Below are 19,922 nucleotides of genomic sequence, written 5' to 3' on the forward strand. Positions count from 1 at the left end.
GTTTGTTGCTGAGCCCCCGGCAACCGTCATCGTGCCGGAACGAATGGTCGCCCGAGGCAGGCTGGCGTATTGACCATCGTCAGCCTCCTGTTGCGGGAGATTAGAACAAGAACCACGACCGTTGCCAGATAGGGAAGCGCTGTCAGGAACTGCGAGGGAATGGACACCCCGATTACCTGTGCATGAAGCTGGCCGATGGACACGGCTCCGAAGAGATAGGCGCCCGCCAAAACGCGCCATGGGCGCCAAGAGGCAAAAACCACGAGCGCAAGTGCGATCCAGCCCCTGCCCGCCGTCATGTTCTCGATCCATTGTGGTGTGTAGACGAGCGACAGATAGGCCCCGGCCAGCCCCGCGCAGGCACCACCGAAGGCGACAGCCGCATACCGTATCGCGATCACGCGAATGCCCAATGCATGGGCCGAATCGTGATTGTCCCCGACCGAACGCAAGGTGAGGCCGGCTCTTGTGAAGAACAGAAAATACGACACCCCTGCCACCAGAACGATGGAGATGTAGAACAAGGGATCCTGCGCAAACAGAAACCGTCCCACATAGGGAATTTCGGACAGAACCGGAATGGAGATCGTGCCAAGCTTTACGCCCGGCATGCCGATGAAGGCTTCGCCGATCATGCCGGATACGCCAAGCCCCAGAAGCGTCAGCGCAAGGCCGGTCGCCACCTGGTTGGTCACGAGCGACAAGGTGAGGAAACCGAAGAGGAGCGAAAAAGCCGCTCCCACAAGAATTGCCGCCAGCACACCCAGCCATGGCGAGCCGGTCGTCACCGCGACGCCGAACCCGGTGACGGCCCCCATGACCATCATGCCTTCGACGCCAAGATTGAGCACGCCGGAGCGTTCGACGACCAGTTCGCCTATAGCGGCGATCAGGAGCGGCGTCGCGGCGGTGGCAATCGTTATGAGGACGGATTCAAGCATTGGTTTCGGCTCCCGTCTCGCCTGTCTTCGCCACTGACAGGCCAACAAGCCGGATACGATAGTGAATGAGCGTATCGCATCCCAGAACGAAGAAGAGCAGCATGCCCTGAAAGGCGCGTGCAGCCTTGTCCGACAGGCCGATGGATATCTGTGCAGCCTCCCCCCCCAGATAGGACAGCGCGAGAACGAAGCCTGCCGCGACGATGCCGAGCGGATTGAGACGCCCCAGAAAGGCAACGATGATGGCGGTGAAACCATAGCCCGGCGAGATGGCGGGCTGAAGCTGCCCGATGGCGCCCGAAACCTCGGAAATGCCTGCAAGCCCCGCAAGCGCCCCCGAAATCAGGAACGACACCATCACCATGTGTGAGGCGCTGAACCCGGCAAAGCGCCCTGCCCTCGGGCTTTGGCCAAGAACCCGGATTTCAAATCCCTTCAACGTCTTGCGAAGCACGAACCACAGGATAACCGCAGCAAGGAGCGCGAACACGATGCCCCAGTTCGCACGGCCAGCGGACGGCATCAACTCGGGCAGGATGGCAAAGGCGTGGAAATCCCGTGTCTCGGGAAAATTCATGCCCCCCGGATCGCGCCAGGGCCCGCGCACGAGCCAGTCGAGAAAGAGCTGAGCCACATAGACGAGCATCAGGCTGGTCAGGATTTCATTGGTGTTGAAGCGTGCTTTCAGGAAAGCGGGTACGGATGCGTAGGCGGCCCCGCCGATCATGCCCATGATAAGCATGAGGGGCAAAACGAGTACATTCTGGAAATCGGGAAAGACCACCGGAAGGATGCCGCCGGCAATGGCGCCCGCGATGAACTGGCCTTCGGCGCCAATATTCCAGTTGTTGGAAAGAAAACAGACCGAAAGCCCCACCGCTATGAGTATGAGTGGCGCAGCCTTGATGGCCAGTTCGTGCAGGGACCAGGTCTCGCGCAAAGGGTCTATGAAATAGTAGTAGAGCGCATCGAGCGGGTTCTTGCCGAGCACGGAAAACATGATCGCACCGGCGATCATCGTCAGGGCAAGCGCGATCAGCGGCGATACGGCACTGAAGAATGCAGAATGTTGCGGGCGCTTGACGAGTTGGAGCCGCATCATGCCTTCTCCAGTGCTTCGCTTGCATGGCGTTCGGGCATGGCACCGCCCATGAGGAGACCGATCTTCTCGAAAGTCGCCTCACTGATGGGCACCGGCGCCGAAAGGCGGCCGTCATGCATGACGGCTATCGCGTCGGACATCTCGAACAGCTCATCCAGATCCTGGCTTATGACAAGAACCGCCGATCCGCTTCGCGCGAGATCGATGAGGGCCTGGCGAATGCGCGCGGCAGCGCCCGCATCCACGCCCCATGTCGGCTGATTGACGATCATCACCGAGGGTTGCCGGTCCAGCTCACGTCCAATGATGAATTTCTGCAGATTGCCGCCGGAAAGTGCTGCAGCTTCGGGGTCCTCGCCGCTTTTGCGCACATCCATCATCTCCACGATGCGTTTGGCAGCCTTCGTCAGCGCGCCCGCACGCACGGTCCAGAGTGGCCCCAGCAATGAACGGGCATCGGTCTTGAAGCGCGACAGGAAAAGGTTCTCCGATAGCCGCATCTGCGGCACAGCGCCGTGTCCGAGACGCTCTTCGGGAACGAAGGCCGCGCCAAGCAGTCTCCGGCCGGAAATTCCCATACGCCCTGCGTCGCGCCCCCGTATGCGCACGCTTGCCGCATCGGCTTGCTGAATCTCGCCAGAAAGTGCCTCGAAAAGCTCGCCCTGCCCATTGCCCGCAACGCCGGCGATGCCCAGAACTTCTCCCGCGCGAACCGTCAGATCGACCTCACGCAGCGGCACGGCAAAGGGATTGGCCGCCGGCCTGCTGAGGCTGCGCGCTTCCAGAAGCGCTTCACCGATCCCGCCGGGTGCTTCCAGGCGACGAACCGCCGCCACCTCGTCACCCACCATCATGCGCGCAAGCGAAGCCGCTGTTTCCTGACGCGGATCGCAATGAGCCACAACCTTGCCATGACGAAGAACGGTCGCCCGGTCGCAAAGCCGTTTCACTTCCTCGAGGCGATGCGAGATGTAGAGAATGGATTTACCCTCGTCGCGCAGCGTCTCGAGGGTTTCGAACAGGCGGTCCGCCTCCTGCGGGGTCAGCACGGAGGTGGGCTCGTCGAGAATGATCAGGTCCGGCTTCTGCAACAGGCAACGGATGATTTCGATGCGCTGGCGCTCACCCACCGACAGATCGCCCACATGGGCGAAGGGATCGAGTGGAAGGCCATAGGTCTTGGAAAGTTCCCGCGCCCGCTCCGCCACTTTCATGATGGGAATTTTCTCATCAAGCGAGAGCATTATGTTTTCGGCGGCAGTCAGGGCCTCGAACAGAGAAAAATGCTGGAAAACCATGCCGATTCCGAGGTGCCTCGCAGCCCCGGGGTTGGCGATATCGACAGGTTCCCCCTTCCAGAAAATTCGGCCTTCGGCCGGCTCAAGCGCACCAAACAGCATTTTCACGAATGTGGACTTGCCCGCGCCGTTTTCTCCCAGAAGGGCGTGAATCTCGCCCTTACCGATAGACAGGTCGATACCGTCGCAAGCCTTGAGTGCGCCGAATATCTTGGTCAGACCCTGCACGTCGAGAAGGCGTTCGCCGCCCGCGTTTCGTTCAGCCTCCACTCCGGCTCCCGTTCTGGTCAATTTGCTTTTGTTCCCGATCCGATCTTAGGCGGACAGTTTTCCCGCGTATTAGTCATGCTTTGCTTGAAAGAGATTCATGCTCAGCAGAAAAGTGCAGAATAGTCCATTTCCCGAAGTGATAAATCACGCTCCATCCACATGGATAGCCGGCTTTACCGTCGCAGGCCAAGGCGCGGAAATACCTGCATGACCCCGCCGATCAGAAATAGATAAAGACCTGTTGCCGCCAGCCCAAGGCGCACTACCTCATTGGCCTGCATGTTTTGCACGAGCGCCACCACGCCCAGAGCGCACCAGACCAGAAAAACCATAAGATTGAGCGTGCGCAGCCGCTTCACCCGTACGGGATGAAGAAAATGGATGGGCAGGAAAGTCAGAATTGCCGAAACCACCACCACCGCGAATGAGACCTGTTCCCCCGGCTGGGTCACGAACAGCGTGAAAACCACCATGTTCCAGACGACTGGAAACCCCTTGAAGAAATTCTCTCGCGTCTTCATTCCTGTGTCGGCGTAATAGATCGCACTGGTGACCACGATCAGGGCTGCCGAAAGAAAGGAGAGTCCCTGCCCCATGAAACCGCTCTGATAGAGTGCAAAAGCGGGAATAAGTACATAGGTCACGTAGTCGATGATGTTGTCGAGCATATCGCCAGACCACGTGGGCAGCACTTCCTTGACCTCGAGCCGGCGCGCGATCGGCCCGTCGATACCGTCGACGAAAAGGGCGAGGCCCAGCCACCAGAACATCGCAGTCCAGCGCTCCTCGCTTGCCGCAACCAGGGAAAGAAAGGCAAGAAACGACCCCGATGCGGTGAGAAGATGAACGGAAAAGGCTTTCGCCTGCGGCGCAGTGACCTTCTTGCCTATGGCTGGCTTTCTGAGTGCCGGTTTTTTCATGGGCGCCCCGCGAGCGTCTGTCTGCCGGCCTTGCGGCGATTGCCGTTGAACTTGTTATCGGTGGCAAAGATTACAGGAAGGGCGCGCCCGGACACAAGATGCGCACAAGCAGGCAGGCCCTTAAACCAGTGCGAAACCCCTTGTCTGTCCCAGATTGCGGCGGGTTGGGTGCTTTCGCCGCGTTGAACCTTGCCCGCGCATGCACCATCATGAGAAAGAGCGGTCGATGGGAATCCCCGTCACCGGTTCCACGGATGGAAGAATGCCATGAGCCAGAACGATGCCGATATTTTCGTTGCCGGAACCGGCCCCGCGGGCCTGATCGCGGCGTTGATGCTGGCGCGCAGCGGCCATCACGTCATCCTTGCAGGTCCGCCTCCCACGGCAAAGGATCGGCGCACCGTCGCGCTGATGCGGCCGTCGCTGGATTATCTCGCACCTCTTGGCCTTCTCGATGGACTGAAGGCAGAGATTGCGCCCCTGCGCAGCATGCGCCTGATCGATGCCACAGGCAGGCTGATCCGCAGCCCGACGGTAACCTTCCATGCTGGTGAAATCGGCGAGGACTATTTCGGCCTCAACATCCCCAATGCCCGTCTCACCGAGGTGCTGGCACAGGCCATTCGCGACGAACCGGCGATCGCATGGCACGAAAGCATGGTCGAAGGATGGGAATGCCGCCCCGATGCGGTAATCGCCACGCTCGCCGACGGCACACGGATCGAGGCAAAGCTCGCGGTCGCGGCCGACGGCCGCAAATCCCCGGCGCGCGATGCTGCCGGCATCAGCGCCAAGGTTCGCATGCTTCCGCAATCGGCGCTGGTCTTGAATTTCGCACACACCCGGGACCATGGTTTCGCTTCAACGGAATTTCATGCCGAAAGCGGCCCTTGCGTTCAGGTTCCCCTGCCCGGCATGCGCTCCAGCCTGGTCTGGGTTTTGCAGCCGGAAGATGCCGACATGCTGGTCCAGTTCAACGATGCCGCCTTGTCGGCCAAGGTCGAGGAACGGCTGGATTCCATGCTCGGTCATGTCACCGTCGAGCGCGGAAGGCAGGTTTATCCGCTGAGCACGCTCATGCCCTCGCGTTTCGGCCTCAACCGAGTGGCGCTGATCGGCGAGGCAGCCCATGTCTTCCCGCCGATCTCCGCCCAGGGGCTCAACCTTGGCATTCGCGACGTGGAGGACCTCGTTGCGGTGGCCGACGCGCACAGGGACGACCCAGGCAGTGCCTCCGCACTTTCTGCCTACGACCGCAAACGCCGCCCCGACATCATCGCCCGCAGCGGCTCGGTTAACCTCTTGAACGCTTCGCTGCTTTCCGGCTTTCTGCCAGCTCAGCTTGCTCGAAGTGCCGGGCTCGGCGTCATTGGCGGCTTCGCGCCGCTGAGGGCCTTCTTCATGCGCGAGGGCATGCGCCCGGGCAGCGGCTTTTCAGCCCTTTTCAATGTCAGGGGAAAAGGTCGGGCGGCAGAATCCCGTGGGTGATGGCATAAAGCAGCGCTGTCACCGTTCCCACCGACAGAATTGTCGTGATCAGAACGCTCGCCGAGGCGCGTTCCATCCAGACACCATATTGCTGGCTGATGACGAAGACATTGGTGGCGGTCGGCAGTGAAGCCAGGAGCACTGCGGAAAACACCCAACTCTCGGAAAAATTGCCGACCCAGCTCAGGATCACGTAACAAAGCAGCGGGTGAACCACGAGCTTCAGCACCGCAATCACCCCCAATTCGCGCGGCACACGCCTGAGCGGGCGCAGCGCCAGACTGACCCCCATGGCAAACAGCGCGCATGGAGCAGCCGCAGAAGCGAGATAGGCGAGAAGCCGCTCCACCGGCAGCGGCGGCTGGAAATGAAGAGCCGCAGCCCCCACTCCCACAGCCGTGGCCAGAATGAATGGATGCAGAACGATCTTGCGCAACACGTCGAGCGCCATTCGCGCAGGGCTTTCGTGCCGCCCTCCCGAAATCGCCATCAGCATGGGCGTCACGGCGAAATGAACCATATTCTCGAAGCAGAAGATCAGGGCGACGGGTACGGCCGCCTCTTCCCCGAATGCAAGGAGGGCAAGCCCCGGTCCCATATAGCCGATATTGCCATAGGCGGCGGACAACCCTTTAATAGTGCTTTCGGCAATGGAACTGCCACCAAGCAGCATGGAACCGGCAAACATGATGCCGAAAACGATGTAGGTTGAGGCGACAGCACCGAAAATATAGCTCCATTCGGTGAGCTGTTCGATCGGCGTCTTGGCAAGCAGCTGGAAAAACAGGGCCGGAAGCGCCACATAGATGACGAAAGTGTTCATCCAGCCAAGGGCTTCCACCGGCTGAGGTCTCAGCCTCGCCATAGCGTAGCCGATAAAGATCAAGCCGAAAAACGGCAGAACGAGCCCGGTGACTTCCGACATCTTGCAATCATTTCGCGGGCCGACCGCTTGCGCAGATGCCGCGTCCCTATTCGCTATTCCCGCGCTAGCCCGCCCGCGGGCCTGCCGTCAAGCCGCGGGATTGAATTGTTGCCACAGCTGCGCCACATAGGGGGCAGAGGTAAGTAGAATATGCCACATATAGGATTAGCGAAATTCCGCATCGGCCAGGTGGTCAAGCACCGGCTGTTTTCATTCCGCGGCGTTGTCTTCGACGTCGACCCGGAGTTCAACAACACTGAGGAATGGTACGAGGCCATTCCGGCCGAGGTGCGCCCGCGCAAGGACCAGCCATTTTATCATCTGCTCGCCGAGAACGACGAGACGGAGTATGTCGCCTATGTCTCGGAGCAGAACCTGCAGGCCGACGAATCGGGCGAGCCCATGCGCCATCCGCAACTTGCCGAGTTCTTCGTAGAAACGGCTGACGGCCACTACGAGCCCCGCGAGCGCATTCATCACTGAAACGTTTCAATTGAGGCGGTTCCCTACCTTTTGGTAGGGCCAGACCGGTTGGATGAAACAATTGAATTGCGTTTATTCGGCTTTCCAAACGAAAACAGGGCCCAGCGGGCCCTGTTTTTTTGGTTCTGTGAGAGCTTACTGGCCCTGCTTGGCCTTTTCCTGCGCCTGGCGCAGCTTCTCGGTGAACTCTTCGTTGTTTTTGTTCACGAAATCCTGCAGCTTCTTCTGGCGGTCCTCAATGTCGGACTGCGGCAGCGGATCGCCATCGTAGGCAGCGGTGAAGCCCGAAAGCGGCATTTTGATCGGATTCGGCTGGTTCTGGAAATTGACCGAGGTCAGCGTGAGTTCCGAACCGCGCTTGAAGGACGCGACGAGGTTGTCGGTCAGCGGGGCCTCGGCGATGCAGCGGTCGGGAAGGCAGATGGCATAATCGATCTTCTGCGTCTGTCCGCCGTCGATCTGCATGCCGATGCCGGGAGGCACCATACGACCGGTCGGCACCGTGATCTGGAAGACCTTGCGGTTCACCTTGCCCTTGACCTCGATCAGGCTGACACCGGTGATCATCTGGCCGGTTTCGGCCACGAGCACGTTCTGCACATTGCAGATATCGACGTCTTCCTGCTTGGTGCAGGCCTTGAACCAGCCACGTGGCAGCTGTTGGGCTTGCTGCGCGGCGGCAACGCCAACTCCGCTTGCCGTCACGCAAAGGGCGCCGGCAGCAACGGTAAGGGTGCGGATTGCTTTCGCGTTCAGGCTCTTCATATGGCTCAGTTCCTCTAATGCACAGCGCCAGATAATTTCCGTCAGCGTCACCTGTTGTTTAAATGCGGCGACAGCATGACCTTCGCGGGCGTGTTACACCTCTCGGACAGCCAAATCCAGCCCGCACCGCCATTTCGTCAGACTTTATACAACGGTGCGGCAAACATCACACGGTGCTGGGGCCTGCGCCCTTCCACTATGATAGGCTCATTATCGAATCATAGATTTTCCATGATTGTTTGGCAAAGGTGCATGCATGAAGTCCCAGAAGGCGATCTCCCGGGCCATTGCGGCGGCAGCGTTTCTGGTCGCAACCAGCGCATTCGCCGCCGCTCAGCAGCCGGCGCGAGGCATCGCGATGCACGGGAAGCCTGCGCTCGCGGATGATTTCGGCTCTTTTCCCTATGTGAATGCGGATGCGCCCAAGGGTGGCGCCATCACCTATTGCGTGGTCGGCACCTTCGACAATCTCAACCCGTTCATCCTCAAGAGCATGCGCACGACCGCGCGTGGTGTCGTTGACACGATTTTCGGAAATCTGGTCTTCGAACCGCTGATGATGCGCAGCGCCGATGAGCCATTCTCCCTCTATGGCCTCCTGGCCGAGAGCGTGTCGATGAACGAGGAGCGCACCGAAGCCGAGTTCAACCTCAATCCCGATGCGAAATGGTCGGATGGTGAACCGGTAACGCCTGAAGATGTGATATTCACCTACGAAGTCTTCGCGAAAAAGGGCCGCCCCCCCTATTCGAGCCGCATGGACAAGATCGAAAAGATCGAAAAGACCGGCGAGCACAGCGTGCGCTTTACCTTCAACGACAAGGCGGACCGTGAGTTTCCGCTGATCGTCGCCTTGACCCCGATCGTCCCCGCGCACGCCTTCGACGAGGAAACCTTCGATCGCAGCACGCTCAAGCCAGTCATCGGTAGCGGAGCCTATCGCATCTCCAAGGTCGAGCCCGGCACGCGCATCGTCTTCGAGCGCAACAGGGAATATTGGGGCGAGAACGTCCCCTCCAAGCGCGGCTACGACAATTTCGACCGCATCACGATCGAATATTTCCTCAACGTCAATTCGCTTATCGAGGCGTTCAAGAAGGGGATTTGCTCGGTCTATTCCGAATCCGATCCCGTGCGCCGTCAGCGCGGCATCGATTTTCCCGCAGCCCAGGACGGCAGGGTCGTTGCCGAGACATTCCGCAACGGCGTTCCGCCGGCAGTGTCCGGCTTCTTCTTCAACACCCGGCGCGCAAAATTCGCCGACCCGCGCGTACGGCGCGCTTTGTCGAAACTCTATGATTTCGGCTGGATCAACAAGAACATCCTGAACGGCGAATACGAACGGACCCTGAGCTACTGGCAAGGCTCCTATCTGTCCGCTCTAGGTGAGCCGGCAAACGAGAAGGAAAAGGGACTTCTCGAACCCTTCATGGATCGTGTTACGCCGGATGTGATGGACGGCACCTATGGAAAGCGCGAAACCGCCGGCGCAGAGCTTGGCCGCGACGAACTGCGCGAAGCCTTCGACCTCCTGAAAGAAGCCGGCTACAAATTGCAGGGCAGACAGCTGGTGAATTCTTCCGGCGAGCCGCTGACGATGGAAATCCTCGTCACATCTCAGGAAGGCGAACGGCTTGCCGCCGTCTACCAGCGCGCGCTGCAAAAGCTGGGCATTGGCGTTTCGATCCGGCTTCTCGACGATTCCCAGGCGCAGCAGCGCAAGCAAAGCTATGATTTCGACGTCATCATCGCATCGGTCGGCTTTTCCGGCACGCTGTCGCCCGGCATCGAACAGATCAACCGCTGGGGATCGCAGGCAGCCCGCACCGAGGGTACGTTCAACCTCTCGGGTTCAGCCGATCCTGCCATCGACGCCATGATAGAGGCTATGCTGAACGCACGCACCGAGGACGATTACATCGCCGCCGTGCGGGCGCTCGACCGCCTGCTGATCGCCGGTGCCTATGTGGTGCCGATGCAGCACAACAACGATGAGTGGGTGGCCTACTGGGCGAAATACGCCCATCCCGACAAAACGCCGCTCTATGGATACAAGCTGCAGACCTGGTGGCAGAAACCGGAAAGCAACTGACAGTTCATCAGGCCGCAACACCGCATGAGGAGTAGCCATGACCACCTCCCTGCCCGTCGCCATCGACATCGTTTCCGATGTCGTGTGCCCATGGTGTTACCTGGGCCGCGCGCGGCTCAACAAGGCATTGGCGCAAATCCCGCAGACGACCGTAGCCATCAACTGGCGGCCCTATCAGCTCGACCCCAGCATCCCGGCCGGAGGCAAGGACCGGCAGACCTATATGATGGAGAAATTCGGCGATGCCGAGCGCATCCGCACGGCTCACACGCAATTGACGGAGCTTGGCCGCGAGGTCGACATCGATTTCGATTTCGACGCCATCAATGTCGCGCCCAACACGCTCGACGCCCATCGTGTGATCCGCTGGGCGGCAACCGCGGGGCCGGATGTACAGGACCGCGTGGTTGGCCGGCTGTTTGCGCTTTATTTCGAGGAAGGCGCCGATATCGGCAACCCTGCAGTCCTGATTAAAGCAGCAGGCGATGCCGGCATGGATAAAGCCCTTGTCGAGACTCTGCTTGCAACCGAGGCCGACCGCCCGGAGGTCGAACAGGAAATCGAGACTGCCCGCAAGATGGGTATTACCGGGGTTCCATGCTTCCTGTTCGAAGGCCGCTATGCGGTTATGGGCGCGCAGGATGTGCAAACACTGGCCGGGGCGATCACCCAGATCGCCGAGGCAAAGGCCAACGGCACGCTGGATCAGCCAGCGGGATAATGGCATGACAGCCGGGCAGCCTCGCCCGGCTTCTCGATACCCGCCCGAACCTGTCAGGCAACCTTCTTGTCAATCAGCCGAACGAGCTGCGTCATGATGACAGCCGCGCCTGCAAGACGCTTTTCAGGCGTTGGCCAGTCGCGGATGAACACAATCCCCTGATCTGGCCGGATTTTGGCGAGCGAGCCCTGTTCGCCGATGAATTTCACCAGCCCGACAGGATCGGCAAAGCTCTGCCCACGGAAATGCACGACCGCGCCTTTCGGACCGGCGTCGAGCTTCTCGACATTGGCGCGCCGACAGAGCGCCTTGATGTAGACGATCTTGAGCAGGTGATCGACCTCCTGCGGCAATGGGCCGAAACGGTCGATGAGCTCCGCGCCAAATGCATCGATCTCCTCCGGCGTGTCCAGTTCGGCAAGCCGGCGATAAAGACCGAGCCGCAGCTGGAGATCGGACACATAACCTTCCGGGATCATCACAGCCGTACCGACCGTGATCTGCGGCGACCAGCCCGTGTCGGAAACCTCGTCGGATCCCTTCAGTTCGGCGACAGCCTCCTCCAACATCTGCTGATAGAGTTCGTAGCCGACTTCCTTGACATGACCGGATTGCTCCTCGCCGAGCAGATTGCCTGCCCCGCGCAAGTCGAGATCGTGGCTCGCCAACTGGAAACCGGCACCGAGCGTATCGAGCGACTGGAGCACCTTGAGCCGGCGTTCCGCCGTGCTGGTCAGCGTGCGGTTGGCAGGCAGCGTGAAGAGCGCGTAGGCCCGCACCTTGGAGCGCCCCACCCGCCCGCGCAGCTGGTAAAGCTGCGCCAGGCCGAACATATCCGCCCGATGCACGATCAGCGTGTTGGCCGTCGGGATGTCGAGACCCGATTCCACGATGGTCGTCGACAGAAGCACGTCGTACTGGCCATCATAGAAGGCGTTCATGATGTCGTCGAGTTCACCCGGCGGCAATTGACCATGGGCGGTCGCGACCTTCAGTTCCGGAACCTGTTCGGCAAGGAAATCGCGAATTTCGGCAAGATCGGAGATGCGCGGCACCACATAGAAGCTCTGACCGCCGCGATAGCGTTCGCGCAACAGCGTCTCGCGGATGACCAGCGGATCGAAGGGCGAAATGAAGCTGCGCACCGCCATGCGGTCGACCGGCGCCGTTGTGATGAGCGAAAGCTCGCGCACACCCGTCAGCGCCAGTTGCAGCGTGCGTGGGATCGGCGTTGCAGAAAGCGTCAGGACATGGACATCGGACTTCAGATCCTTCAGACGCTCCTTGTGCTTGACGCCGAAATGCTGCTCCTCGTCGATGATGAGGAGGCCCAGATTCTTGAAATGGATCGATCCGCCGAGCAACGCATGCGTTCCCACCACGATATCGACGGAACCGTCGGAAAGCCCTTTCTTGGTCTCGGCAAGTTCTTTCGTGCCCACCAGGCGCGAAGCCTGCCGCACCGTCAGCGGAAGGCCGGCGAAGCGGTCGCGGAACGTCTTGAAATGCTGGCGCGCCAGAAGCGTGGTCGGCACCACCACCGCCACCTGCAAGCCCTCCATGGCAGCGATGAAGGCGGCGCGCAGCGCCACTTCCGTCTTGCCGAAACCCACATCGCCGCAGATCAGCCTGTCCATGGGGCGGCCGGACCCCAGATCCTCGAACACGGCGTCGATGGCATTCTGCTGGTCTTCGGTTTCCTCATAGGGGAAGCGCGCTGCAAATTCGCCGTAGAGCCCGTCGGGCGGTGAAAGCTTGACGCCCGGTCGCATCTCCCGCTCGGCGGCGATGCGGATCAGATGCCCGGCCATTTCGAGCAGCTTCTTCTTCAGCTTCGCCTTGCGCGACTGCCATGCGACGCCGCCCAGCTTGTCGAGCATCGTGTCGGGACCGTCAGAACCGTAGCGCGACAGGAGCTCGATATTTTCAACCGGCAGGAAAAGCCGGTCGTCACCCGCATAGCGCAGTTCCAGGCAATCATGCGGCGCGCCCGCCGCCTCGATGGTGCGCAGCCCCACGAACCGGCCGATACCGTGATCGGCATGGACCACGATGTCCCCGGCGGAAAGGGCTGCGACTTCCGAAATGAAGTCGGAAGCCTTCTTGCGTTTCTTGGCGCGGCGCACGAGCCGGTCGCCCAGAATGTCCTGCTCGCTGATGATGGCGAGAGACCGTGTCTCGAACCCTGCTTCAAGCGGCAGAATGCCGATACCCGCCTGTTCGGATGGCAGATTCTGCAAGGCGTCCAGCGTTTCGACGCGCGCCACATTGCCAAGATTGTGTTCGGCAAGGATTTGCGAAAGCCGCTCTGCCGAGCCTTCCGTCCAGCCAGCGACGAGGACACGCTTGCCGCCTGCACGCAGCGCGCCGATATGTTTCACCGCATGGTCGAAGACATTGACCTTGGGATCGGCACGCTCCTCGGCGAAATTGCGGCCGGTCTGTGCGCCGGCGTGATAAATGCGCGTGCCGCTGGTCTCAGGTGTCGCGAAGGGCGTGAAATGGATCGCGAGCCTGTCCTTGACGACAGTGCTCACCTCGCCGGGCGAAAGATAGAGCGTGTCGGGCGCAACCGGCTTATAGGGCACGGCGCTGCCCAGTTCGCCACCCGACATCTGTTGGCGGCGAGCCTCGTAATGATCGACGATCAGCGCGTGACGCTCGCTCAGCGCCTCCTCCGCCAGATGATCGAAGATGACCGGCGCATCGGGAAGATAGTCGAGAACGCTTTCAAGACGCTCATGAAAGAGCGGCAGCCAGTGTTCCATGCCGGCGAAGCGTCGTCCCTCGCTGACAGCGGCATAAAGCGCATCATCGCGTGAGGGGGCGCCGAAAGCCTCGATATAATTGCGGCGGAAACGGCTGATTGCTTCCGGCGTCAGCGTCACCTCGCTCATGGCCTGCAAGGCAACCTCGTTGCGCTGGCCGGTGGTGCGCTGCGTAGCGACGTCGAAGGCGCGGATGGATTCCAGCGTGTCGCCGAAGAAGTCGAGCCTGAGCGCCTCGCTCCAGCCGGGCGCATAGAGATCGAGGATACCCCCGCGCACCGCATATTCGCCAATATCACGGACGGTCGACACACGTTCGAAACCACTGGTCTCGAGCCGCGCCGTCAATTTGTTCATATCGACCTGATTGCCGGGCCGCGCGAAAAAGCCCTGCGCGCCGATCTGGCCCGCCGGCGGCATTCTCTGCAAAATTGCATTTGCGCTTGCCAGCACGATAGCGCGATGCGGTCGTTCCTGAAGTTCAGCCATGGCCGACATGGCCGTCAGACGCCGTGCTGCCGCATCGCCGCCGGGCGATACGCGATCATAGGGAAGGCAGTCCCAGGCCGGCAGTTCGAGCACCGGCAGCCCCGGATCGACGAAGCGCAAGGCTTCGGCGATTGCCGGCAGGCGCTGACCATCCCGCAGAATGAACAAGACCGGCCCGTCGGGCGCCACTTCGCGCGCCGCGACCGCAAGTGCAAAGGCTTCATATCCATCCGCCACGCCATCGACGGTGAGAGAACCCCGCCCGCCACGCGGCAGCTTGATTGCTTCGATCAGGCTCATCGTCTTCGGCTCAGCTTCCCCGCGAAGCCAGAATGCGTGCAAAAAGGGGCGTATCGTATTCCTGAGGGATTTGTGCCTCGCCTGTCACCCAGCGAAAAAGCTCCGTATCCGAAACCGCCAGGATCGTCTCGTACTCGTCCATCTCGGATTCGGTCAGACGGTCGATCTGCGCATCGGCGAATCCACCGAGAACCAGGTCCATTTCACGAGTGCCCCGGCGCCAGGAGCGCACCAGCGCGCGCCGGCGGCGCGGATCGAGATCGTGGCTGGAACGTGTGGTGCCTGTCATGGTCTGGCCTTTGAAGCTGTGAAGATGTCGACGCGCCGGGATATAGCGTGTGCATGAGCATCTGTCAGCCTTGCGTGAAGCATTTCCGGCTTCCATCATGACACGATGCGCCCTTCGCTTCTCGATCCCCTGTTCGCTCCCGTGACCGCCCTCGACGGCGTGGGCACGAAACTTGCCGACCTTCTGTCGAATATCGTGCCGGGAGATGTGTCGGGGCGTGACTTGCGTGTGGGCGACCTTCTGTTCGTTTTACCGCATTCATTGGTGGACCGGCGCAACCGGCCGGGCATCGCCAACGCGCCGGAAGGCGCCATTGTCACGCTGGAGCTGACGGTTGGGCGCCACCATCCCTCCCCGCCCGGACGCAAGAATGTGCCCTATCGCGTCTTTGCCTTCGACGAAACCGGCGAAATTGCGCTGACCTTCTTTCATGCGCGTTCTTCCTGGCTTGAAAAGCAATTGCCCGAAGGCGGGCGTGTTCTCGTCAGCGGACGCATGGAATGGTTCAACGGCCGCGCCTCCATGGTGCATCCCGATTTCATCGTTCCGGCGGAAGAGGCCAACACACTGCCGATGCTGGAACCGGTCTATCCTTTGACCGCCGGGCTTTCGCCAAAGGTCCTGCGGAGGGCGATAGCACAGGCGCTGGAGCGGCTTCCCACGCTGCCGGAGTGGCAGGACCGGGCCTTCCTCGAGAAAAATCATATGCCGCCTTTCGCCGAGGCGCTCGCGCGGCTGCATGCTCCCGAAGACCCCGAAGATTCGACACCTGAAAACCCCTTCTGGCGCCGTCTCGCCTATGACGAATTCCTCGCCGGCCAATTGTCGCTTGCGCTTGTGCGAGCAAAGGTCAAGCGCATGTCGGGGCGTCCGCTTGCCGGTGACGGGCGATTCGAAACGAAAATCCGTGCCGCACTTCCCTACAGTCTCACCCGCGGCCAGGAAGAGGCCGTGCGCGACATCCACGCCGATCTCGACCGCCCCGAGCGCATGGTGCGGTTGCTGCAAGGCGATGTGGGTGCCGGCAAGACTGTGGTTGCCCTTCTGGCGATGGCGCGGGCGGCCGAAGCGGGTGCGCAATCGGCCCTGATGGCCCCCACCGAAATTCTTGCCCGCCAGCATTTCGCGACCATCGCGCCGTTGGCGGAGGCTGCCGGCCTCACGGCGGCGGTTCTGACAGGCCGTGAAAAGGGCAAGGAGCGCGAACGCATCCTCGCCGAAATCGCATCCGGCAATGTGGATTTCATCATCGGCACCCATGCGCTCTTCCAGGAAAGCGTGAAATTCCACGATCTCGGCCTTTCGGTCATCGATGAACAGCATCGCTTCGGCGTCCATCAGCGCCTTGCGATTACGGCCAAGGGCAATGCGCCTGACATGCTGGTGATGACCGCAACACCCATTCCGCGCACGCTGGTGCTCTCCGCCTTCGGCGATATGGACGTTTCGCGGCTGACCGAAAAGCCCGCCGGACGCCAGCCCATCCGCACCGTGACATTGCCCATGGAACGGCTCGGCGATCTCGTGGAGCGCATCCGCAAGGCACTGTCGGAGGGCCAGAAAACCTACTGGATCTGCCCGTTGGTGGAAGAGTCGGAAGAACTGCCCCTAACCTCCGCCGAGGATCGTTTCGAAAGCCTGCATAAGGTTTTCGGCAGCGCCGTGGGCCTCGTTCACGGGCGCATGAAGGCAGCTGAGAAAGACGAGGCCATGCGCGCCTTCAAGGCCGGCGAAACCCGTCTTCTTGTCGGAACCACCGTGGTCGAGGTCGGCGTCGACGTGCCGGATGCAACGATCATCGTCATCGAACATGCGGAGCGGTTCGGCCTTGCCCAGCTGCACCAGTTGCGCGGGCGCGTGGGGCGCGGGGCGCAGGCTTCCTCCTGCGTTCTGCTTTACAAGGGACCGCTCGGCCAGACCGCCACACGCCGCCTCGAGGTCATGCGCGAGACGGAGGATGGCTTCATCATCGCGGAAGAAGACCTGAAGCTGCGCGGAGAAGGCGACCTTCTCGGTACCAAGCAGTCGGGAACGCCGGGTTTCCGCGTCGCGCGCATCGAGGTTCATACGGACCTTCTGGAAGCTGCCCGCGATGACGCAAGGCTCATCCTATCCAAGGATCCCGAGCTTGAAACGCCGCGCGGTGAAGCGCTGCGAACGCTACTTTATCTCTTCGGCAGAGACGAGGCGGTGCGGCTCTTGCGGGCAGGCTGACCGTCCTTGTTGGCAAGGGCCTCGGCGGCAAGCGCCTGAGTGGTCTCCTGATATTCAGGCGACACGAGCCCGGCCGAGATAACGAGTTTCGCTCCCTCTTCCACCGTCATCTTGAGTTCAATCACATCGCGCTTCGGAACAAACAGGAGATAGCCGGAGGTGGGGTTGGGCGTGGTGGGCAGGAATACGGCAATCGTCTCGTCTTCGAGTTTCGCCTGCACCTCGCCGCGCGTTTCCGTGGCGACGAACACCAGCGCCCAGAGCCCTTTGCGCGGATACTCGACGAGCCCCACCTTCTTGAAAGTGTCCGAGCGCTCGGAAAGCACGGTTTCAAGTATCTGCTTCAGCCCGCGATACACGCTGCGCACCAGAGGCATGCGCCCTAGCAGGTTCTCGCCCGTCGATACGATGGTCCGACCGATGAAGTTGGCCGCCAGGAAGCCGATGAGCGTTATAACGACCAGCGCAACGATTAGACCGAAGCCCGGCACGGGGAACGGCAGATAATTATCCGGATTGTAGCGGCCCGGAATATAGGGCTTCACCCAGGAATCCACCCATCCGATCATGGACCAGGCAAGATAGGCCGTAATCGCGAGGGGAGCGGTGACGATGAAGCCCGTGAGGAAATAATTGCGCAAGCGGGTCATGATGCGGAAACGGGCCTCTGGAATTGTCGGGGGATCGGGACGCCAGACAATGTTAAAGCAAATTAATATCGAGTGAAATGCTTCCTGCCCGCGTCAAATTAGAGCCAGACGCAATTGTGGCGCCGGGATGTTCCTGAAAACACGCCCCGCGCCACATTCGATAGTATCCAGTGTGAACGGCGATTGGGGCCGCTCTGTGACAAGTGCTATTCGACGGTTACCGATTTCGCCAGATTGCGTGGCTGGTCGACATCCGTGCCCATGAACACCGCCGTGTGATAGGCGAGCAACTGGATCGGCAGGGCATAGACGATCGGGGACAGGAACTCGGGCACATCCGGCATGACAATCGTGTCGAGTGTCTTAATCGTCGCCTTCCGCGCTCCCTTCTCATCCGTGATGAGAATGATCCGGCCGCCGCGCGCAGCCACTTCCTGCATATTGGAAACGGTTTTCTCGAAGATATGGTCATGCGGGGCGATCACGATGACGGGCATCTGCTCGTCGATCAGCGCAATGGGGCCGTGCTTCAGTTCGCCCGCAGCATAGCCTTCGGCATGGATGTAGGAGATTTCCTTGAGCTTTAGCGCCCCTTCCATCGCCAGCGGATAGTTGGTGTCGCGGCCGAGATAGAGCACATGCCGCACATGGGAGAGTTCGCGCGCAACGCTCTCGATCCGTTCGGAGAGTTTCAGAACCTGCGAGGCATAACGCGGGGCCTCGGAGAGTTGCCGCACGAGATCAACCTCTTCCTCGAATGTGATCCTGCCTCGCGCCTTGGCGGCCTTAAGCGCAAGAGCCGCCAGAACGGAAAGCTGGCAGGTGAAGGCTTTTGTCGAGGCAACGCCGATTTCAGGTCCTGCAAGGGTCGGGAAAATTCCATCACTCTCACGCGCGATCGTCGATTCGCGGACGTTGACGATGGCCGAGATCGGCAGACCCTCGCTGCGGCAATAGCGCAAGGAAGCCAGCGTGTCGGCGGTCTCGCCCGACTGCGAGATGAAAAGTGCCGCACTCTCCTTCGACAGGGGCATTTCGCGATACCGGAACTCGGAAGCGATATCGATGTCGACCGGCAGCCGCGCATAACGCTCGAACCAGTATTTTCCGATCAGCCCGGCCAGATAGGCCGTGCCGCAGGCAGAGATCGCCAGCCGGTCGATCTTCGCGAAATCGAACGGTGTTTCGAACGCCCCGACGCGGCTGGTGCTGAAGTCGAGATAATTCGCCAGCGTATGCGAGATCACCTCCGGCTGCTCATGGATTTCCTTCTCCATGAAGTGACGGTGGTTGCCCTTGTCGACCAGGAAGCTGGTGCCGATGGACTTCTGGCAGGCGCGCTCGACCGGTTGCCCATCCATGTCGAAAATCTGCATGCCGCCGCGGCGCACGATCACCCAGTCCCCATCTTCCAGATAGGTGATGGAATCGGTGAACGGTGCAAGCGCGATGGCGTCGGACCCCAGATACATTTCCCCTTCGCCATGCCCGACGGCAAGCGGCGGACCATTGCGCGCGCCGATGATCATGTCCTCGTCGCCTCGGAACATGATTGCGAGCGCAAACGCGCCCCGCAGACGCTTGAGCGCGTTGAACGCGGCTTCCTGCGGAGCCTTGCCCTGGCGCAGTTCACGCGCGATCAGATGCGCAACGACCTCCGTATCCGTCTGTGAGGTGAAGACGAAGCCTTCGCTCGACAGCTCGTCGCGCAGCTCCGCGAAATTCTCGATGATGCCGTTATGAACGATGGCGACATTTTCGGCGAAATGCGGGTGCGCGTTCGTTTCGTTGGGAACGCCATGGGTTGCCCAGCGTGTGTGGCCGATGCCGATCGTTCCGCCGAGAGGCTCGGACGCGAGCCTCCGCTCCAGATTGACAAGCTTGCCCTCCGCGCGACGACGCGCAAGGTCACCGTGATCGAGCGTGGCAACGCCGGCCGAATCGTAGCCCCGATATTCAAGACGCTTCAAAGCATCGACGATCAGCGGAGCGACCGGCGAGTGCCCCACAATGCCTACGATTCCACACATATGGCTGTCCCAGCTCCCACCGATTTGCCCAAACCCAGTCTCGCGCGAACTTTTAGAACGCCGGCGAACCGGGTGAAAATCAACAAGTTTTTCAATCCGTATCAGCGCCGGCAAACAATTATGCCGCGCACATCATATAAACGATCCGCGTTGAGGTTCCGTTACGTACCAAGGACT

General features: G+C 60.7%; 15 protein-coding genes. 5 read left to right on the forward strand and 10 right to left on the reverse strand.

What is annotated here, in order from left to right; all coding sequences use genetic code 11:
- Window positions 1-26 precede the first annotated feature (26 nt).
- The 4 genes from NA8A_RS02870 to pcsA all read right to left on the reverse strand — a co-directional run bounded on the left by NA8A_RS02870 (window position 27) and on the right by pcsA (window position 4,531).
- Window positions 27-941: an ABC transporter permease gene (locus NA8A_RS02870; RefSeq protein ID WP_009755849.1), complete on the reverse strand. Its 915-nt coding sequence runs from the start codon at window positions 939-941 to the stop codon at window positions 27-29.
- Complete coding sequence (locus NA8A_RS02875; RefSeq protein ID WP_177203408.1) at window positions 934-2,040, reverse strand: ABC transporter permease; 1,107 nt, start codon at window positions 2,038-2,040, stop codon at window positions 934-936. Before NA8A_RS02875 ends, NA8A_RS02870 begins: the two co-directional genes overlap by 8 nt.
- On the reverse strand, window positions 2,040-3,611 hold the full coding sequence (locus NA8A_RS02880) for an ABC transporter ATP-binding protein (protein WP_009755851.1): 1,572 nt from the start codon (window positions 3,609-3,611) through the stop codon (window positions 2,040-2,042). The genes NA8A_RS02875 and NA8A_RS02880 overlap by 1 nt, the downstream gene beginning before the upstream one ends.
- Window positions 3,612-3,784: 173 nt before the next feature.
- Complete coding sequence (pcsA, locus tag NA8A_RS02885; protein WP_009755852.1) at window positions 3,785-4,531, reverse strand: phosphatidylcholine synthase; 747 nt, start codon at window positions 4,529-4,531, stop codon at window positions 3,785-3,787.
- A 267-nt stretch (window positions 4,532-4,798) separates the two neighbouring features.
- Between pcsA and NA8A_RS02890 the strand changes: the two genes are divergently transcribed.
- Window positions 4,799-6,019, forward strand: a complete 1,221-nt coding sequence (locus tag NA8A_RS02890) for a UbiH/UbiF family hydroxylase (protein ID WP_009755853.1) — start codon at window positions 4,799-4,801, stop codon at window positions 6,017-6,019.
- On the opposite strand, the gene NA8A_RS02895 is transcribed toward NA8A_RS02890, so the two are convergent.
- Window positions 5,982-6,944: an AEC family transporter gene (locus tag NA8A_RS02895; protein WP_009755854.1), complete on the reverse strand. Its 963-nt coding sequence runs from the start codon at window positions 6,942-6,944 to the stop codon at window positions 5,982-5,984. The two genes, NA8A_RS02890 and NA8A_RS02895, sit on opposite strands and share 38 nt — an antisense overlap.
- A gap of 150 nt (window positions 6,945-7,094) precedes the next feature.
- On the opposite strand from NA8A_RS02895, the gene hspQ reads away from it, so the two are divergent.
- On the forward strand, window positions 7,095-7,427 hold the full coding sequence (hspQ, locus tag NA8A_RS02900) for a heat shock protein HspQ (RefSeq protein ID WP_009755855.1): 333 nt from the start codon (window positions 7,095-7,097) through the stop codon (window positions 7,425-7,427).
- A gap of 135 nt (window positions 7,428-7,562) precedes the next feature.
- Here hspQ and NA8A_RS02905 read toward each other — a convergent pair whose 3' ends face one another.
- The gene (locus NA8A_RS02905) at window positions 7,563-8,192 is read right to left on the reverse strand and encodes an invasion associated locus B family protein (protein ID WP_009755856.1); all 630 of its coding nucleotides are present in this window, start codon (window positions 8,190-8,192) and stop codon (window positions 7,563-7,565) included.
- 256 nt (window positions 8,193-8,448) lie between these two features.
- On the opposite strand from NA8A_RS02905, the gene NA8A_RS02910 reads away from it, so the two are divergent.
- Entirely contained in the window at window positions 8,449-10,284 is a 1,836-nt protein-coding gene (locus NA8A_RS02910) for an extracellular solute-binding protein (protein WP_009755857.1), read from the forward strand.
- A gap of 37 nt (window positions 10,285-10,321) precedes the next feature.
- On the forward strand, window positions 10,322-11,005 hold the full coding sequence (locus tag NA8A_RS02915; protein WP_009755858.1) for a DsbA family oxidoreductase: 684 nt from the start codon (window positions 10,322-10,324) through the stop codon (window positions 11,003-11,005).
- A gap of 53 nt (window positions 11,006-11,058) precedes the next feature.
- Here NA8A_RS02915 and mfd read toward each other — a convergent pair whose 3' ends face one another.
- Together mfd and NA8A_RS02925 are read right to left on the reverse strand one after the other, a co-directional pair.
- On the reverse strand, window positions 11,059-14,562 hold the full coding sequence (gene mfd, locus NA8A_RS02920; protein ID WP_009755859.1) for a transcription-repair coupling factor: 3,504 nt from the start codon (window positions 14,560-14,562) through the stop codon (window positions 11,059-11,061).
- Between the two features lie 10 nt (window positions 14,563-14,572).
- The gene (locus NA8A_RS02925) at window positions 14,573-14,851 is read right to left on the reverse strand and encodes an FAD assembly factor SdhE (protein ID WP_040671744.1); all 279 of its coding nucleotides are present in this window, start codon (window positions 14,849-14,851) and stop codon (window positions 14,573-14,575) included.
- Window positions 14,852-14,956: 105 nt separating this feature from the next.
- On the opposite strand from NA8A_RS02925, the gene recG reads away from it, so the two are divergent.
- Window positions 14,957-17,065, forward strand: coding sequence for an ATP-dependent DNA helicase RecG (gene recG, locus NA8A_RS02930; protein ID WP_009755861.1), 2,109 nt, complete (start codon window positions 14,957-14,959; stop codon window positions 17,063-17,065).
- On the opposite strand, the gene NA8A_RS02935 is transcribed toward recG, so the two are convergent.
- Together NA8A_RS02935 and glmS are read right to left on the reverse strand one after the other, a co-directional pair.
- Window positions 17,017-17,715, reverse strand: coding sequence for a DUF502 domain-containing protein (locus NA8A_RS02935; protein ID WP_009755862.1), 699 nt, complete (start codon window positions 17,713-17,715; stop codon window positions 17,017-17,019). The genes recG and NA8A_RS02935 overlap by 49 nt on opposite strands.
- A gap of 206 nt (window positions 17,716-17,921) precedes the next feature.
- Complete coding sequence (glmS, locus tag NA8A_RS02940; RefSeq protein ID WP_009755863.1) at window positions 17,922-19,745, reverse strand: glutamine--fructose-6-phosphate transaminase (isomerizing); 1,824 nt, start codon at window positions 19,743-19,745, stop codon at window positions 17,922-17,924.
- Window positions 19,746-19,922: the final 177 nt, after the last annotated feature.

The organism is Nitratireductor indicus C115, from assembly GCF_000300515.1.
GTDB lineage: Bacteria > Pseudomonadota > Alphaproteobacteria > Rhizobiales > Rhizobiaceae > Nitratireductor > Nitratireductor indicus.